General features: G+C 55.4%; 14 protein-coding genes. All 14 read left to right on the plus strand.

The features are described 5' to 3' along the window. Positions 1-30: 30 nt before the first annotated feature. A complete protein-coding gene (locus tag BM322_RS05975; protein ID WP_075428995.1) occupies positions 31-816 on the plus strand; it encodes a basic amino acid ABC transporter substrate-binding protein in 786 nt (261 codons plus the stop codon). A 177-nt stretch (positions 817-993) separates the two neighbouring features. Then, positions 994-1,659: an amino acid ABC transporter permease gene (locus BM322_RS05980; protein WP_075428996.1), complete on the plus strand. Its 666-nt coding sequence runs from the start codon at positions 994-996 to the stop codon at positions 1,657-1,659. Then, positions 1,646-2,365: an amino acid ABC transporter ATP-binding protein gene (locus BM322_RS05985; protein WP_075428997.1), complete on the plus strand. Its 720-nt coding sequence runs from the start codon at positions 1,646-1,648 to the stop codon at positions 2,363-2,365. The genes BM322_RS05980 and BM322_RS05985 overlap by 14 nt, the downstream gene beginning before the upstream one ends. 132 nt (positions 2,366-2,497) lie before the next feature. Then, positions 2,498-2,698: a cold shock domain-containing protein gene (locus BM322_RS05990; protein WP_075428998.1), complete on the plus strand. Its 201-nt coding sequence runs from the start codon at positions 2,498-2,500 to the stop codon at positions 2,696-2,698. 223 nt (positions 2,699-2,921) lie between these two features. Beyond that, positions 2,922-3,470 (plus strand): ribosome hibernation-promoting factor, HPF/YfiA family, encoded by a 549-nt coding sequence (hpf, locus tag BM322_RS05995; protein WP_075428999.1) that lies wholly within the window; start codon positions 2,922-2,924, stop codon positions 3,468-3,470. 183 nt (positions 3,471-3,653) lie between these two features. Next, positions 3,654-6,275, plus strand: coding sequence for a preprotein translocase subunit SecA (gene secA / locus BM322_RS06000; RefSeq protein ID WP_075429000.1), 2,622 nt, complete (start codon positions 3,654-3,656; stop codon positions 6,273-6,275). 42 nt (positions 6,276-6,317) lie between these two features. Beyond that, positions 6,318-7,424, plus strand: coding sequence for a peptide chain release factor 2 (gene prfB, locus BM322_RS06005; protein ID WP_075429001.1), 1,107 nt, complete (start codon positions 6,318-6,320; stop codon positions 7,422-7,424). A gap of 110 nt (positions 7,425-7,534) precedes the next feature. After that, on the plus strand, positions 7,535-8,182 hold the full coding sequence (locus BM322_RS06010; RefSeq protein ID WP_177220828.1) for an LmeA family phospholipid-binding protein: 648 nt from the start codon (positions 7,535-7,537) through the stop codon (positions 8,180-8,182). Positions 8,183-8,197: 15 nt separating this feature from the next. Next, positions 8,198-10,258 carry a DUF5693 family protein gene (locus BM322_RS06015; protein WP_075429002.1) on the plus strand — a complete coding sequence of 687 codons (2,061 nt, stop codon included), beginning with the start codon at positions 8,198-8,200 and terminating at the stop codon, positions 10,256-10,258. Then, positions 10,255-11,346 (plus strand): polysaccharide pyruvyl transferase CsaB, encoded by a 1,092-nt coding sequence (csaB, locus tag BM322_RS06020; protein WP_075429003.1) that lies wholly within the window; start codon positions 10,255-10,257, stop codon positions 11,344-11,346. The genes BM322_RS06015 and csaB overlap by 4 nt, the downstream gene beginning before the upstream one ends. 112 nt (positions 11,347-11,458) lie before the next feature. After that, on the plus strand, positions 11,459-12,145 hold the full coding sequence (gene ftsE, locus BM322_RS06025; protein ID WP_075429004.1) for a cell division ATP-binding protein FtsE: 687 nt from the start codon (positions 11,459-11,461) through the stop codon (positions 12,143-12,145). Continuing rightward, complete coding sequence (gene ftsX / locus BM322_RS06030; protein ID WP_075429005.1) at positions 12,135-13,022, plus strand: permease-like cell division protein FtsX; 888 nt, start codon at positions 12,135-12,137, stop codon at positions 13,020-13,022. Before ftsE ends, ftsX begins: the two co-directional genes overlap by 11 nt. A gap of 16 nt (positions 13,023-13,038) precedes the next feature. Next, positions 13,039-14,160 (plus strand): murein hydrolase activator EnvC, encoded by a 1,122-nt coding sequence (locus tag BM322_RS06035; RefSeq protein ID WP_075429006.1) that lies wholly within the window; start codon positions 13,039-13,041, stop codon positions 14,158-14,160. A gap of 20 nt (positions 14,161-14,180) precedes the next feature. Next, positions 14,181-15,326 (plus strand): S41 family peptidase, encoded by a 1,146-nt coding sequence (locus tag BM322_RS06040; protein WP_177220831.1) that lies wholly within the window; start codon positions 14,181-14,183, stop codon positions 15,324-15,326. The last annotated feature ends 501 nt before the right edge of the window (positions 15,327-15,827 follow it).

The following is a 15,827-nucleotide window of genomic DNA, read 5'->3' on the forward strand; positions in this document are numbered from 1 at the left end:
GCAACAAAGTTTGAGAAAGTAGGGATCTTCATGAAAATGAAAAAAGTATTGGCATTGGTCGCAGCTTGTGCCTTCGCTGTGTTCGCTCTGGCAGGCTGTGGCGGCAGCCAGAATGCTTCCTCGGGCAGTGGCTCGGGCGCCAAGGTACTCAAGGTTGGTTCGTCAATCGACTTTGCACCGTTCGAGTTCCAGGATGAGGGCCAGAAGGAGTATCAGGGCTTTGATATGGATCTTATCCGTGCCATCGGCAAGGAGATGGGCTATGAGGTCGAGATCCAGAACCTCGGTTTCGATGGCCTGATTCCGGCACTGCAGGGCAAGAACATCGATGTCATCATTTCCGGTATGACGATCAATGATGAGCGTAAGCAGAATGTCCTGTTCTCGGATCCGTATTATCAGTCCGGCCTGACGATGGTTGTCCGCAGCGATGAGCAGAACATCAAGAAGTTCCAGGATCTCAAGGGCAAGAAGGTTGCTGTCCAGATGGGCACGACGAGTGCTGCTGAGGTCGCCAAGATCGAAGGCGTTGAGGTCAAGACCCTCAATACGCCGGCTGACTGCTTCATGGAGCTAAAGGCTGGTGGCGTCGATGCAGTCGTAAATGACCGTCCGGTCAATGACTACTACATCACGAAGAGCGGTGCTACGGGCGTCAAGGCTCTGGAGGAGAAACTGACGGCTGAAGACTATGGTATCGCTGTTGGCAAGGACAACAAAGAGCTGCAGGAAAAGATCAATGCGGCCTTCAAGAAACTCAAAGAGAACGGCGAGTATGACAAGATCTTCGCTAAATGGTTCGGCGAGAAAAAATAATCAATAAACCTGCATAAAAAAACATCAGCCTGTCATGGCTGATGTTTTTTGTTTTCGCTGATTACTCAAGGTATATTCATTGTTGACACCGACTGGACATTGAAATATAATAGGCTTTAGGATGATAAAATAGTGAATAAATATTAGAAAAATAGCAAAGGAATCAGGTGAAGATTTATGGAATTCAATTTCCAGCTGGTACAGGACTCGCTGCCGCTGTTATTGTTAGGCGCAGGTATCACCATCAAGATTACGGCGTTATCGGTTATCGTCGGTATCATCATCGGCTTGTTCATGGGCATTGCCCGTATCGTGAATATCCGCATTTTCCGCATCATCGCGGCCATTTATGTTGATTTTTTCCGCGGCACGCCGTTATTGGTACAGATTTTCCTCGTCTACTTTGCGTTGCCGCTGCTGACTGGTCAGCGCAGCGACCCGTATGTGGCAGCCATCAGCGCCTGCGGACTGAACTCGGGTGCCTATGTCACCGAGATTTTCCGTTCGGGCATCCAGTCCATCGACAAGGGGCAGATGGAGGCCGGCCGCTCTCTCGGCATGACCTGGACGCAGACCATGCGCTATATCATCATTCCGCAGGCGTTCAAGCGCGTTATCCCGCAGCTTGGCAATGAGTTCATCGCCCTGCTGAAGGATTCGTCGCTGGTCTCGGTCATCGGCTTTGAGGAGCTCACGCGCCGTGGGCAGCTGATCATCGCCAAGACTTATGCGTCGGTGGAAATCTGGACCTGTGTTGCCATTATCTATCTGATCATGACGCTGTCGATTTCCCGTTTCGTGGCTTATCTGGAGTGGAGGTTCAAGACTGATGATAAACATTAAGGATCTATATAAATCGTATGGAAAAGTCGATGTCTTGAAGGGAATCGACCTTGATATCAAGGAGAAGGAAGTCGTTGTCATCATCGGGCCGTCAGGATCGGGCAAGAGCACACTATTGCGCTGCATGAATTACCTCGAGGAGCCGACGAAGGGCACGGTCTGTGTCGATGGCATCGTACTCGATGGCGAGGCTAATATCAACAAGGTGCGCGAGGAAGTCGGCATGGTGTTCCAGCGGTTCAATCTGTTCCCGCATATGACGGTGCTGCAGAATATCATGCTGGCACCGATGAAGGTCCGCCATATGGCCGAAGACGAGGCGAAGAAAGAGGCTGTACGCCTGCTGACGCGCGTCGGTTTGGCCGATAAGGCTGACAACTATCCGACACAGCTCTCGGGCGGCCAGCAGCAGCGTGTGGCCATTGCCCGGGCACTGGCCATGAAGCCGAAGGTCATGCTGTTCGATGAGCCGACTTCGGCTCTTGACCCCGAGATGGTCGGCGAGGTTCTCGATGTCATGCGCAACCTGGCCGAAGAGGGCATGACGATGGTCATCGTCACTCATGAGATGGGCTTTGCGCGCGAGGTTGGTGACCGCCTGCTGTTTGTCGATCAGGGCAAGATCCTTGAGCAGGGTGCGCCGAAGGATGTCTTTGAGCATCCGCAGCAGGAGCGTACGAAGCTGTTCCTGTCGAAAGTCTTGTAACTTAAGGTTTGGCGCAGTATTAAAGATTTGTCAGAAAAAAATAGAAATATTGACAGTTGGATTTCTAACAATTATAATTGATATTGACCACTATTGTTGTGGTGTGGTATTTTTTCACTAGGAGGAATCTCAATGGTTGGCAAAGTTAAATGGTTCAGTGCTGAAAAAGGTTATGGCTTCATCGCTCGCGAGGACGGTGACGATGTATTCGTACATTTCTCGGCAATCAAGGATGAAGGGTTCAAGACCCTGAATGAAGGTCAGGCTGTAGAGTTTGACATCGTCGAAGGCGCTCGTGGCCCGCAGGCTTCGAATGTCGTAAAGACGGCTTGATACGATAGTATACCTTAGCCCCGGTTCGGCTGAATCGGGGCTTTTTTTTATGCAAACGGCCATGCGTTCCCTCATTGAAATTTCAGATTTTTTTCTTAGGATGAAAGAAGGGTTTTGCTAGTTATTGGCGAATACTAAGGGTATAAACCTACCGGGAGGCAGGATTATACGAAAAGAGCCGTGGCATCTGCCATGGTCCATCATAAGAAAGGGGATGTGTCGTATGGCAACATTCACTGTAAGAGGCAAGAACATCGAGATCACTCCTTCCCTGCGTGAGTACGTGGAAAAACGCGTCGGCAAAGTAACGAAGTACTTTGACAACGTCGGTGAGATTTCCGTACTGCTCACGGTATCGAAGGGCCGTCACATCGTTGAGGTCACGGTACCGGTGCAAGGTGGTATCCTGCTTCGCGGCGAGGAAGCCACGATGGACATGTACACGTCGATTGATCTGGTCGTAGAGAAACTGGAGCGTCAGATCCACAAGCAGAAAACGAAACTGGCTCGTCGTTTCCGTGGTGGCGGATTCAAGGCTGAGGCGCTGCAGGCGCCAGCTGTTCCAGACAAACAGGATGACACAGATGAGGAGTACAAGGTCGTCAAGACGAAACGTTTTATCGTCAAACCGATGGACACCCAGGAAGCTATCATGCAGATGAATCTGCTGAATCACAATTTCTTCGTCTTCCGCGATTCGGAGACAGAGGATGTCAATGTGGTCTATAAACGTACTGATGGCAACTACGGACTGATCGAGTCGGGAAATTGACCGGTCAAGACAAATAAATAGCGAAAAGAAGGCCTTCCCTGCAGGGAAGGCTTTTATGATGCTCAGATCGCTATAAATATAATAGGAAAAGAGTTGCATGAATTGACTTATCCAAGGCAGTTTGTTAATATTGTAAGGTAAGACTACTTGTAGAAGCTATATTGGTAATAGGAGTGATTTTGTTTGCTGGGATTTCTTAAAAGATTCTTGGGTGACAATAACGATAAAGAGATAGCACGTTATCGCGAGGTCGTCGAGAAAATCAATGCCCTCGAGCCGCAGATGCAGAATCTGACGGATGACAAGCTGACGGGCTATACGAATAAGTTCCGGGAGCGTCTGGAAAATGGCGAGACCCTCGACGATATCCTGCCAGAGGCATTTGCCGTAGTTCGTGAGGGTTCGCGCCGTGTGCTCGGCATGCGCCATTTCGATGTCCAGATGATCGGCGGCATGTGCCTGCATGAGGGCCGCATCGCTGAGATGCGCACCGGTGAAGGTAAGACGCTGGTTGCGACGCTGCCCGTGTACCTCAATGCACTGACGGGCAAGGGCGTGCATGTGATTACGGTCAACGATTACCTGGCTCGCCGCGACAGCGAGGAGATGGGCAAGCTCTACCGTTACCTCGGCTTGACGGTCGGCCTTGTCGTCCATGATATGGATTTCCCTGAGCGCAAATACGCTTATGGCTGTGATGTCACGTTCGGTACGAACAACGAGTTCGGTTTCGACTATCTGCGCGACAACATGGTCATCTCCCAGGATCAGATGGTCCAGCGTGAGCTGCACTATGCCATCGTCGATGAGGTGGACTCGATCCTCATCGATGAGGCGCGTACGCCGCTGATCATCTCGGGCCCAGGGGCGAAATCCACCGATATGTATGCTGTCATGGCCAAGGCTGTGGCTGGCCTCAAGGAAGGCACGGACTATACGGTCGATGAGAAGCAGAAGACTGTAGCCGCTGCTGACAGCACGGTGCCCAAGATCGAGAAAATGCTTGGTATCACGAATCTCTATGCGCCGGAGAACATCGAGCTCTCGCATTGCTTTACGGCAGCACTGCGTGCCAAGGCGCTGATGAAGCGCGACCGTGACTACGTCGTGCGTGGCGATGAGGTCATCATCGTCGATGAGTTCACGGGCCGTCTGATGGAAGGCCGCCGCTACTCCGATGGCCTGCACCAGGCCATCGAGGCTAAAGAGGGCGTCAAGATCCAGCGCGAGTCGCAGACGCTGGCTACGATCACGTTCCAGAACTACTTCCGCATGTATGACAAGCTGGCCGGCATGACTGGTACGGCTAAGACCGAGGAAGACGAGTTCCTGAAGATCTACAACCTGCCGGTCATCGTCGTGCCGACGAACAAGCCGGTTCAGCGTGTCGATTATCCGGATCTCATCTATAAGACGAAAAAGGCTAAGTATAAAGCCGTTGGCAAGATGGTCAAGGAGCTCCATGAGAAGGGGCAGCCGGTGCTTATCGGTACGACCTCCATCACGCAGTCTGAGGAGCTCAGCGCCGTGCTGCACAAGCATGGCATCCCGCACAATGTGCTCAATGCGAAGTTCCATGAGAAAGAGGCTGAGATCATCGCCGATGCCGGCCAGAAAGGCGCTGTCACGATCGCGACCAACATGGCTGGCCGCGGTACTGATATCAAGCTCGGCGAGGGTGTGCCGGAGCTTGGCGGTCTCTTCATCGTCGGTACGGAGCGCCATGAGTCCCGCCGTATTGACAACCAGCTGCGCGGCCGTTCGGGTCGTCAGGGTGACCCGGGTGCATCCCGTTTCTTCCTGTCGCTGGAGGATGACCTGCTGCGCCTGTTCGCATCGGACCGCATCGCAGGCATGATGGACAAGCTGGGCATGGAAGAGGACGAACCGATTGAGCACAAGCTCATCACGAACTCCATCGAGCATGCGCAGAAGAAGGTCGAGGCCCGTAACTTCGATATCCGCAAGCACGTCCTTGAGTATGACGATGTCATGAACCAGCAGCGCGAGGTCATGTACGGCGAGCGCCGCAAGATTCTCACGGGGGACAACCTGCGCGAGAACATCATGGGCATGGTCAAACATATCATCAAGGACGAGATGAACCAGTATGCCAATGAGCAGCTGTATCCGGAGGAGTGGCAGCTCGATGGTCTCATCGAGGATGCTGAGAAGATCTACGCGCCGGCCGGCCGCCTCAAGAAAGAGGAACTGGTCGAGCTCAGCCGTGATGAACTCAAGGAAGCGCTCGAGAAGGTCGCAGAGGATGGCTACCATCAGCGCGAGCTGCTGTTTGGCGAGGAGAACATGCGCGAACTCGAGAAGGTCGTCATGCTGCGTGTTGTCGACAGCAAGTGGATGGAGCATCTCGATCACATGGACATGCTGCGTGAGGGTATCAACCTGCGCGCCTATGGCCAGCGCAACCCGCTGGTCGAGTACAAGATCGAAGCGCTCGATATGTTCGAGGAGATGGAGGCTGCCATCCAGGATCAGATCGCCTCGCTGATGTATCATGTCAGCATCATCACGCCGGAACAGCAGGCTATGGCCGCTGAGCAGGAGGCTGAGCATGCACAGCCGAGCGAGACGCAGAAACAGAAACTGGAAAAAGCCATCAAGGAGCAGCGCTCCCAGCTTTCCGACCACCTGAAGAATGCCCAGGCATCCCATGGTGATGAGGTCAGCGCGGCTGAGGCGAAGAAGAAGCCGGTAACGAATGATGGCAAGAAGGTCGGACGCAACGACCCGTGCCCCTGCGGCAGCGGCAAGAAGTACAAGAACTGCTGCGGCAAGGACGAATAAGATAGATAGGATATTAGGTTTTACATAAGTAAAGGTGGAACAATGCTAGAAGATTTGAAACCACGGCTGGGCGAGCTGCGTGAAAAGCTTGCTCAGATGGAAACGTCCCTCGAGGTCCCGGCGAAAGAGGAAAAGATTGCCGAGCTCGAATACAAGATGGGCGAGCCGACCTTCTGGGATGATGCCGAGCAGGCTCAGAAAATCAACCAGGAGCTCAACGATGTCAAGATCAGCGTCGATAAATACAAGGCACTGCTCAATAAGTTCGAGGATGCCGAGACGCTGTTCGAGATGGGCATGGAAGAGGATGACGCGAGCATGGAAGAGGACGTCAAGGCTGAACTTGACGCCGTCGCCGAGGGCCTTGAGGCCCTGCAGCTCGAGGTACTGCTCTCAGGCCCCTATGATGCGAACAATGCCATCCTGACGCTGCACGCTGGTGCTGGCGGAACGGAGGCCCAGGACTGGACGCAAATGTTGCTGCGCATGTATGGCCGCTGGGCTGAGCGTCACGGCTTTACCGTCGAGACTGCTGACCTGCTGCCGGGCGATGAGGCCGGTGTCAAGTCGGCAACGCTGTTCATCAAAGGCCATAATGCCTATGGTTTCCTCAAATCGGAGAAGGGCGTTCATCGTCTCGTGCGCATTTCGCCCTTTGATGCCAATGCGCGCCGTCACACGTCGTTCTCGGCCTGCGATATCATGCCGGAAATCGACGATGCCGTAGAAGTCGACATCAACATGTCCGATGTCCGCGTCGATACGTATCGCGCATCGGGTGCCGGTGGTCAGCACATCAACAAGACGTCTTCGGCCGTCCGCATGACCCATGAGCCGACGGGAATCGTCGTCCAGTGCCAGAATGAGCGCTCCCAGCTGCAGAACCGCGAGCAGTGCCTCAAGATGCTGCGCGCTAAGCTGTTCGAGCTCGAGATGGAGAAGAAAGAGGCTGAGCTGGCTAAGCTCGAGGGCGATCAGCAGAACATCGAGTGGGGCAGCCAGATCCGTTCCTATGTATTCCAGCCGTACACGATGGTCAAGGATCATCGCACGAATCATGAGACGGGCAATGTCCAGGCCGTCATGGATGGCGAGATCGATCCGTTTATCCGGGCGTTCTTGAATGCCAAGGCGAATCACGAATTTTAATCTGAAGGAGTCAGGAGTACGCGAATGTTCCTGGCTCCTTATTGCTTTGTGAGGTGATTGATTTGCGAAAAGGCTTGACTATTCTGGGCTTGTTATTCATAATATTAATCGTGTCAAGCGCAACGGTGCTGCCGTGGCTGGCACAGTCGACCATCAAGACGAAACTTTCGCAGAAGGCGGCCACGAATGATGTGGTGGTCACAGCTGATTCGTCGCCCTCGGCCCTGCTGGCCCTCGGGCGCATCGGCCAGCTCGATGCGGTGCTGCATCAGGCCAAGATCGGGCAGGTATATCTGCGGGAGCTCACGCTCAAGGGGCGCAATGTGCAGCTCGATATGCCAGCACTTTTTGGCAATCAGGGCGTGAAGGTAAACAAGGCCGATGAGCTTACGCTTACGGGCACGGTCGATGAGGAGAACCTGCGTGAGGTCTTGCAGCGCCGTGTGGATAAGATAGAGAATGTACAGGTCAGCATCAACCGTGAACGCGTGCTCGTCACGGCCAATGCCAAGATCTTCGGCCGCGTGGCCGATATCGAGATGGAAGGGCAGATCACTGAGGACAGTGGGGCTTTGTACTTCCTGATGACAAGACTGCAAATGAGAAATACCCTTATCGGTACAGCAAAACTTGGCGATCTCTTCGGCAATATCCAGCTGGCAGCTGCAGATAAGCTGCCGCTCGGCATGAAGATCCGCCAGGTCGAGCAGACCGATGGTGCCGTGATCATCACGGCAGCACGAGATAATAAGGAATAAGGTGAAGATAAAGCAATGAAGGTATTCAAGTACAACCGCTGGCTGCTGATATTCATCGCCATCGGGCTGGCCGCGGCGCTGGCGATAAGCTTTCAGCGCCATAGCGTTGAGCAGGCGAACCGCCAGGTGGATATGGCCATCGACTATGAGGGCTTGGTCGAGCTGGCTGAGCGTGAGGGCAGACCGGTCGATGAAGTGCTGCAGCAGGCAAAAGACGCTGGCATCACGTCCTTGGCTGTCTACGATACGACGTTCAAGAAACTCAATGCCAATGGCAAGGCCACGGCTATTGCTGGCAGCCAGCTGCTGGCTGACTACCATAGCGGCCGTCTGACGGATCCACTGTGGCGGCAGCTGGCCGCCGAGGGCAAGATTGTCGGCACGGAGGTCTATATCGTCGGGCACCATGCGCAGACGTGGAAGGAACTGAAGGAAGACCTGCCGCGCCGTCTCGGTGCCGACCGTGTCAGACTCTTCACGGTCGGTTTCGAAGAGGTCATGGCGGTCAAGGCCCACTATGAGTCCTTCGTCAAGATGGATATCGGCATGCCGACCGACGAGATGCAGGCTGTGAACGATGCGGGCTTCTACGTGCTGGCCCGCCCGAGCAATTTCACTGCCTGCACGCCGGATGACGTCAAAGCCGTCTTTGCGCGCATGGATGGGTTCCGCATCTCGGAAGTCGTCTTCTCGGGCAGCCAGGTGCTGGGTGCGACGAAGGCATTGCAGACGACCATCGATGAGATGAAGGCGCGCGATATGACGCTGGGCCTCATCGAGGCAACCACCCAGCTGCAGTTCTATCATCAGGACGGCATGAATGAGGTGGCCAAAGGCGTCGGCTATGACCATGTGGCCCGTCTTTACTCGGTGCCGAAGGACGAGCAGCCGAAACTCAAGATCGATACGGCTGTCGAGCGCTGGTCGAATACGGATGAGGAACGCAATATCCGTATCGACCTCATGCGCATCTACGATAAACCGTCGCCCAATATGAGTCTCTTGGAGACGAATCTGAAGTATTTCCAGGATACCCATGACAAGCTTGTGGCCCATGGCTATACGATCGGGCCTGCTGGTACCTTCCCGGAACTCCTGCCGGCTAAGGGCCTGCGTGCGCTCGTCATGATGGGCGTGGCCGCAGCAGTTGTCCTGTACCTGTCGCTGGTGATCCCGGCGCTCAATGGGCGTCCGAAATATCAGTATATACTGTTCGTATTGTTTGCCCTGGCTGCAGCTGTGCCGGTGCTCATGGGCAGCGGTACGAAGATTCGCGTCATGGCGGCTCTTGCCAGCGCGAACGTATTCCCGGCACTGGCTGTCATCTTCCAGCTCGACCGCGTGCGCGCGTTCAAGGAGAAGGCAAAGGTGGCCCTGCCGCGCCTTATCGTGACGGCGGCTCTGGCGTTGTTTGTCACGGGTGCGCTGGCTTATATCGGTGCGGCCTATCTTTCGGGATCGCTTGCTGATACCGAGTACCTGCTCGAATTCCAGATCTTCCGTGGCATCAAGCTGACGTTCGTACTGCCGATTATCCTTGTGGGTGCCGCATTCCTGCAGCGCTTTGATATCTTCGATGGCAAGATGGATGATACGGAGGGGGTCGTCAACCAGCTCAAGAAGATCCTCGATATGCCGGTTCGCGTCAAGACGCTGTTCCTGATGGGGCTCGTGCTGATTGCTGGCGTGGTCTTTGTGGCCCGCAGCGGTCATACGTCGGGCATGCCCGTTTCGCAGTCGGAGCTCAAGTTCCGTGCGTTCCTCGAGCAGGCCTTCTATGCCAGACCGCGTACCAAGGAGCTCATGATCGGCCATCCGGCCTTCATGCTCGCAGCGATGGCTTTCTGGCGCAAGTGGCCGACCATGGTGTTCTTCGCACTGGTGCTTGTCGCCACGATCGGTCAGGGCTCGATGGTTGAGACCTTTGCGCATATGCGCACGCCGGTCTATATGTCGTTCATGCGCGGCATCGGCGGCATTGTCTTAGGCGCAGGGATTGGCGCCGTGGCCATGGTTCTCGTAGAGCTCTGGCAGGTCATTATTTCGAAAGCAAAGGGGAGTAAGGCAGATTCATGAGCAGGATCGTCGTATCGGGATATTACGGCTCGAAAAATGCCGGCGATGAAGCGATGCTGGCAGCAATGCTGGAGGTCCTAGGAGATCTCGACCCAAAACTTCATATCACGGTGATTTCTGCCGATCCTGAGGACACGCGCAAGCGTCATGGTGTCGATGCGGTTTCCTGGCTTGGACTGCCCGCTATCATCCGTGAGCTCCGGCAGGCGGATCTCCTGATAAGCGGTGGCGGCAGCCTGCTGCAGAACGTCACGAGCCGCCGCAGCCTCTACTATTATCTGGCAATCATCCTGCTAGCCCGTCTGCTGGGCACGAAGGTGATGCTCTATGCTCAGGGCATCGGCCCCATCCTCGGCCATGTGGCTGAGCGGGCGATGTGCTGGCTGGGCAATCGCGTGGATCTCATCACGGTGCGTGATGAGGGCTCGCTGAAGGAACTGGCGCGGCTCGGCATCAACAAGCCCGCCATCCACTGCACGGCCGATCCGGTGCTGGCCATCCATCCAGTAGACCGCGCCGCTGGGCGCGCCATCTTCAAGGCTTATCAGGCTGATGGTGCCAAGCCAGTCGTCGGTATCTCGGTGCGCGAGTGGCAGGGCTGGACCCATTATAAAGAGGTGCTCGCTGAAGTCTCCGACCGCGTGGTTCGAGAGCTCGGCGCCCGCGTGGTGTTCCTGCCGATGCAGTTCCCTGACGATGTGCGGGCAGCCCGCGATATTGCCGCGCGTACCACGGAACCCTGCACGGTACTCAAAGACGAGTATACGACGAGCGAGTTCTTGTCGCTCGTCGGCAACATGGACCTGATGCTCGGCATCCGGCTCCATGCACTGATTTTTGCTGGCGTCATGGGGGTGCCGATGCTCGGTATTTCCTATGATCCGAAAATCGATCGGTTCCTGCAGTCCATCGGCGAGGAGCCGGTCGGCAATCTGCGCGATGTCACGGCTGATGAGCTCATGGCGGAGATTCGCCGCAAATGGAATGACAAGCAGACATTCCGCCAGCAGAATGCAGAGCTGCTGACGGTACTGCGTGACCGGGCAGCCAGCAATGCAGAGCTGGCGCTCAACCTGGCCCATAAATGATAGGTAGATGATATGGATAAGCCTTCCCGGCAGGGGAAGGCTTATCTTTTTGCGTGGGATATGGTACAATAAAAGATAGTTTTGCAATTTGAATGCGGAGGATGAGTATCTCATGATACATATGAGCAACGTTTCCAAGATATATGAAAATGGTGCTGTTGCCCTCGATGGTGTCGATGTCGATATCGAGAAGGGCGAGTTTGTCTTTATCGTCGGTGCCAGCGGTGCCGGCAAGTCGACTTTCATCAAGATGCTGTTCCGCGAGGAGCTGCCGACCAGCGGTATCCTTACGGTAAACGGTCACGATGTGGTCAATATGAGCCACAAAGAGGTGCCGTACCTGCGGCGCGGCCTCGGCGTAATCTTCCAGGATTACCGCCTGCTGCCCGACAAGACGGTGTTCGAGAATGTGGCTTTTGCGATGCAGGTCATCGAGGCGCCGCGCCGTCTGATGCAACGCAGTGTCAATGCGGTGCTCGACGTCGTTGGCCTCAGGGATAAGTATAATTGTTTCCCGGCGCAGCTCTCTGGTGGTGAGCAGCAGCGCGTGGCAATCGCACGTGCCATCGTCAACGATCCGGCTATCGTCATTGCCGACGAGCCGACGGGCAACCTTGACCCGGATACGAGCTGGGATATCATGGATATCTTCAAGCGCATCAACAAGGCAGGCACGACGATTGTCATGGCAACCCATGACCGCACGATTGTCGATACGATGAAACGCCGCGTCATTGCCATCGAGGATGGCCATATCGTACGCGATGAGTTAAGAGGAGGCTATGGTTATGAAGCTTAGGACCAGTGAATATTTCATCACGGAGGTATTTCACTCGCTCCGGCGCAATAACTGGATGTCGTTTGCCTCGGTGGGCACGGTAGCCGTCTCGCTGTTCGTGCTTGGCGTCTTCCTGACGCTGGTGCTCAACATGAACCGCCTGGCCTCGTCTCTCGAGTCGGAGGTGCAGATCAGTGTCTATCTCGAGGATAGCGTCAAGACCTCAGAGCGCAAGGATCTGCAGAAAGAACTAGAGAAGATGCAGGGCATCGAGAGCGTCAAGTACGTGAGCCGTGAGGAGGCCAAGGAGCGCCTGACGGAGCGCCTTGGCGACCAGAAGTATCTGCTCGATGCGCTGGGCGACCAGAATCCGCTGCCGGAGTCCTTTGAGCTCACGGTAGCCCAGCCGGATATGGTGGAGACGGCGGCCAAGGCCATCGAGAAGATGGATGGCGTCGAGGCGGCCAAGTACGGACAGGATGTGGTCAAGCATCTTTTCGATATCACGCGGCTGATCCGCTTGTTTGGCCTGGCCCTTATGGTGCTTTTGGCAGCGGCGACCTTGTTCATCATCTCGAATACAATCCGATTGACGGTATTTGCGCGGCGCAAAGAGGTGGCCATCATGAAATACGTCGGCGCGACGGACTGGTTCATCCGCTGGCCCTTCGTGCTGGAAGGTGTCGTCATGGGTTTTGTGGGCGGCGCGCTGGCGGCCATCGCTCTGCGCAGTTTCTATGCGGCCATGGCGGCTAAGATCTATAACACGCTGGCATTTTTCCCGCTGATGCCGCAGTACCCGTTCATGAACTATGTCACGGTGGCTATCATCTTTTCGGGCATGGCTATCGGCGCGCTGGGTTCAGCTATCTCGCTCAAGCGGTTCCTGAAGGTTTGAGGAAGGAAGCATAGGCATGAAAAGACAAGCAGAAAAGGCTGTAGCTGTCGCTTTGACTGCGGGCTTTGTGGTGTCCCTTGGCGCAGCTCCTGTCCAGGCCTCACGTGAGGATGACAAGGCCAGCTACGAGCGCCAGGCTGAGGAGAAACGCAAGGAAAGCGAGGCGCTGCAGCAGAAGATTGAGTCGCTGTCCGAAGAAAAGCGTCTGGTGGACGAAGAGGCTGAGACGGCGATTTCTGAGCATAAGCAGCTCAAGGCGGCCCTCGATGAGACCATTGCCCGCATGGATGAGAATGAGGCGCGGCTCAAGGTGGTCCGCAAGGACTATGAGAAGAAGAGCGATCATCTCGGCAAGCGGGTGCGCGATATCTACATCAATGGACAGGTATCGTATCTCGATGTGCTGTTCGGCGCCAAGGACTTTTCGGATTTCATGACGCGCATGGATCTATTGAAGAAGGTCATCCGTCAGGACTACGACCTGGTGCAGAGCGTACTGGCTGAAAAGAACGAGATCGAGACGACGCAGGCGAGCCTTGCCAAGGACAAGGAGGCCCGTGCCGAGCAGGAGCTCAAGGCGCGGCAGGCCCGCGAAGTCATGGAGGAGAAGGTTCGCCGCCGCAAGGAAATCATCGACAGGATGAAGAACGACAAGGCGACGGTCGACCGCCAGTATGATGAGCTCATGGCAGCATCGAAGCAGATCGCGGCGATGCTGCAGCGCAGCAGCATGGCGAATATGCCAGCGGCTGGCAATGGCTCGATGATCTGGCCGGTGGGCGGCACGATCACGTCGGATTTCGGCTGGCGTGTGCATCCAATCACGGGGACGCAGAAATACCATAGCGGCATCGATATCGGTGCTGACTACGGCGATGCCATCTGCGCGGCACAGGCCGGTACTGTTGAGTACGCGGGCTGGATTTCGGGCTATGGCAATACGGTCATCATCAACCACGGCGGCGGCATCACGACCCTCTATGGTCACAATCAGTCGCTGGCCGTTTCGGTTGGGCAGTCGGTAAGCCAGGGCGATATCATCGCCTACTGCGGTTCGACAGGCAACAGCACGGGGCCGCACTGCCACTTTGAGGTGCGCAGCGGCGGTGAGCCCGTCAGCCCGTATAGTTATTTATGATGGAGATAGATATGCAGCATCTGAGCAAGAAAAAGATAATACTTGGCATCGTGCTGACGGCCTTGATTTCCAGTGCCCTGACACTGGTGGGCTTGGCGGCACTGTTGGGGCTCGATACAGCGAAGTCACTGGACATGGTGCGATTCCTCGGCGTCAAGCGCATGATTGAGGCGCGCTATGTGCGCGATGTTGATTCCCGCGACCTCATGAATGGTGCCATCGATGGCATGGTGAAGTCGCTGGGCGATCCACATTCCATCTATCTGAAGGAAGACATGTATAAGACCCTCAAGGAGCACACGGCCGGCACTTTCGGCGGCATCGGCGTGACGATGGGGTTCAAGGACAACAAGGTCACGATTGTCTCGGTGCTTGAAGGCACGCCAGGTGAGGCCGCAGGCCTCAAGGCTAACGATGAGATCGTAGCTGTCGATGGCACGCCGGTCACCGAGTTCCAGCCCGAAGAAGTATCGATGCATATCCGCGGCGATGTCGGCACCGAAGTTACGCTGACGATTCACCGCGAGGGCGTAGAGAATCAGGACTACACGATACAGCGCGACACCATAAAGCTGCGTACGGCCAAGGGCAAGATGATCGACGGCACCCAGATGGGCTACATCCGCATCGCCTCGTTTGGCGAGAATACCGGCGAGGAGTTCAAGGAAGAGTTCGAGAAACTCGGCCAGGAGGGCATGAAGGGCCTCATCATCGATTTGCGCCAGAATCCTGGTGGGCTAGTCAAGAGCTGCGTCGAGGTCGCTGATCTTTTGGTGCCGAAAGGGCCAATCGTTTCGGTGGTCCAGCGCGATGGCTCGAAGGAGGAGCATGATTCTTCGCTGGAGGAACCCAAGTATCCGGTGGTGGTGCTGATTGATGGCAACAGCGCCAGCGCGTCGGAAATCCTTGCCGGTGCCCTGCAGGATACCGGCGCTGGCACGCTGGTGGGCACGAAGTCGTATGGTAAAGGCTCCGTGCAGGTTGTTGTACCGCTGTTTGAGGACGATGGCCTGAAGCTCACGATTGCCAGATACTATACGCCGAATGGACGCTGCATCGATGGCGTCGGCATCGAGCCGGACGTTGAGGTGGACTTCCAGGAGGGCGACACCACCGATGTGCAGCTCGCCAAGGCGAAAGAAGTCTTGCTGCAGAAAATGCAATAAGAAGGGCTGGGGATAACAGCCTTAATGATATATGAAGACCCGTTGGCTGAACAGGAAGCCAACGGGTCTTTTGTTAATTGCAGTTTGTCTGTTAGTTCGTGCGGAATGGAATCCCGATAGTACGCAGCTCGGGGTTCACGGGGGAGTACTTTTTCTGTTTCCGCTGAATGGGCCGTACGACCAGAACTACGGACTTAGTTACCTGCTCCCGTCACCAGGTCGCGACGTACATAGTTCTTTCTAGGTTATGCGCTTACGGCCCAGTCCTGTTGCGCAGGACAGTCGCTCCAGACAGAAAGAAGCACTACCCCGTTCGCCCCTTTGGCAACGGAAATCTGAGATTGTACGAATCGTTTCTCCCGTAACAAGCACATCGATGTAATTCGTGACCTATCGCCGGAACAGAGCAGGATTATCCCAACATAACGGAGGGCGAGGGTGGGTACACTTTCTTCGTAGACGGAGCGACTGCCCGAACGCAGTGAGGGATGGCACGCGGTA

It is taken from the genome of Selenomonas sp. GACV-9 (genome assembly GCA_900116485.1).
Classification (GTDB): Bacteria; Bacillota; Negativicutes; order Selenomonadales; family Selenomonadaceae; genus Selenomonas_A; species Selenomonas_A ruminantium_G.

Excerpts from the sequence above, each read along its gene's own strand:
- ftsX (WP_075429005.1), top strand. The coding sequence starts at position 12,135 with ATGAAGCTTAGGACCAGTGAATATTTCATCACGGAGGTATTTCACTCG.
- BM322_RS05990 (WP_075428998.1), top strand. The coding sequence starts at position 2,498 with ATGGTTGGCAAAGTTAAATGGTTCAGTGCTGAAAAAGGTTATGGCTTC.
- hpf (WP_075428999.1), top strand. The coding sequence starts at position 2,922 with ATGGCAACATTCACTGTAAGAGGCAAGAACATCGAGATCACTCCTTCC.
- BM322_RS06015 (WP_075429002.1), top strand. The coding sequence starts at position 8,198 with ATGAAGGTATTCAAGTACAACCGCTGGCTGCTGATATTCATCGCCATC.
- prfB (WP_075429001.1), top strand. The coding sequence starts at position 6,318 with ATGCTAGAAGATTTGAAACCACGGCTGGGCGAGCTGCGTGAAAAGCTT.
- BM322_RS05975 (WP_075428995.1), top strand. The coding sequence starts at position 31 with ATGAAAATGAAAAAAGTATTGGCATTGGTCGCAGCTTGTGCCTTCGCT.
- ftsE (WP_075429004.1), top strand. The coding sequence starts at position 11,459 with ATGATACATATGAGCAACGTTTCCAAGATATATGAAAATGGTGCTGTT.
- BM322_RS05985 (WP_075428997.1), top strand. The coding sequence starts at position 1,646 with ATGATAAACATTAAGGATCTATATAAATCGTATGGAAAAGTCGATGTC.
- BM322_RS05980 (WP_075428996.1), top strand. The coding sequence starts at position 994 with ATGGAATTCAATTTCCAGCTGGTACAGGACTCGCTGCCGCTGTTATTG.
- BM322_RS06035 (WP_075429006.1), top strand. The coding sequence starts at position 13,039 with ATGAAAAGACAAGCAGAAAAGGCTGTAGCTGTCGCTTTGACTGCGGGC.
- csaB (WP_075429003.1), top strand. The coding sequence starts at position 10,255 with ATGAGCAGGATCGTCGTATCGGGATATTACGGCTCGAAAAATGCCGGC.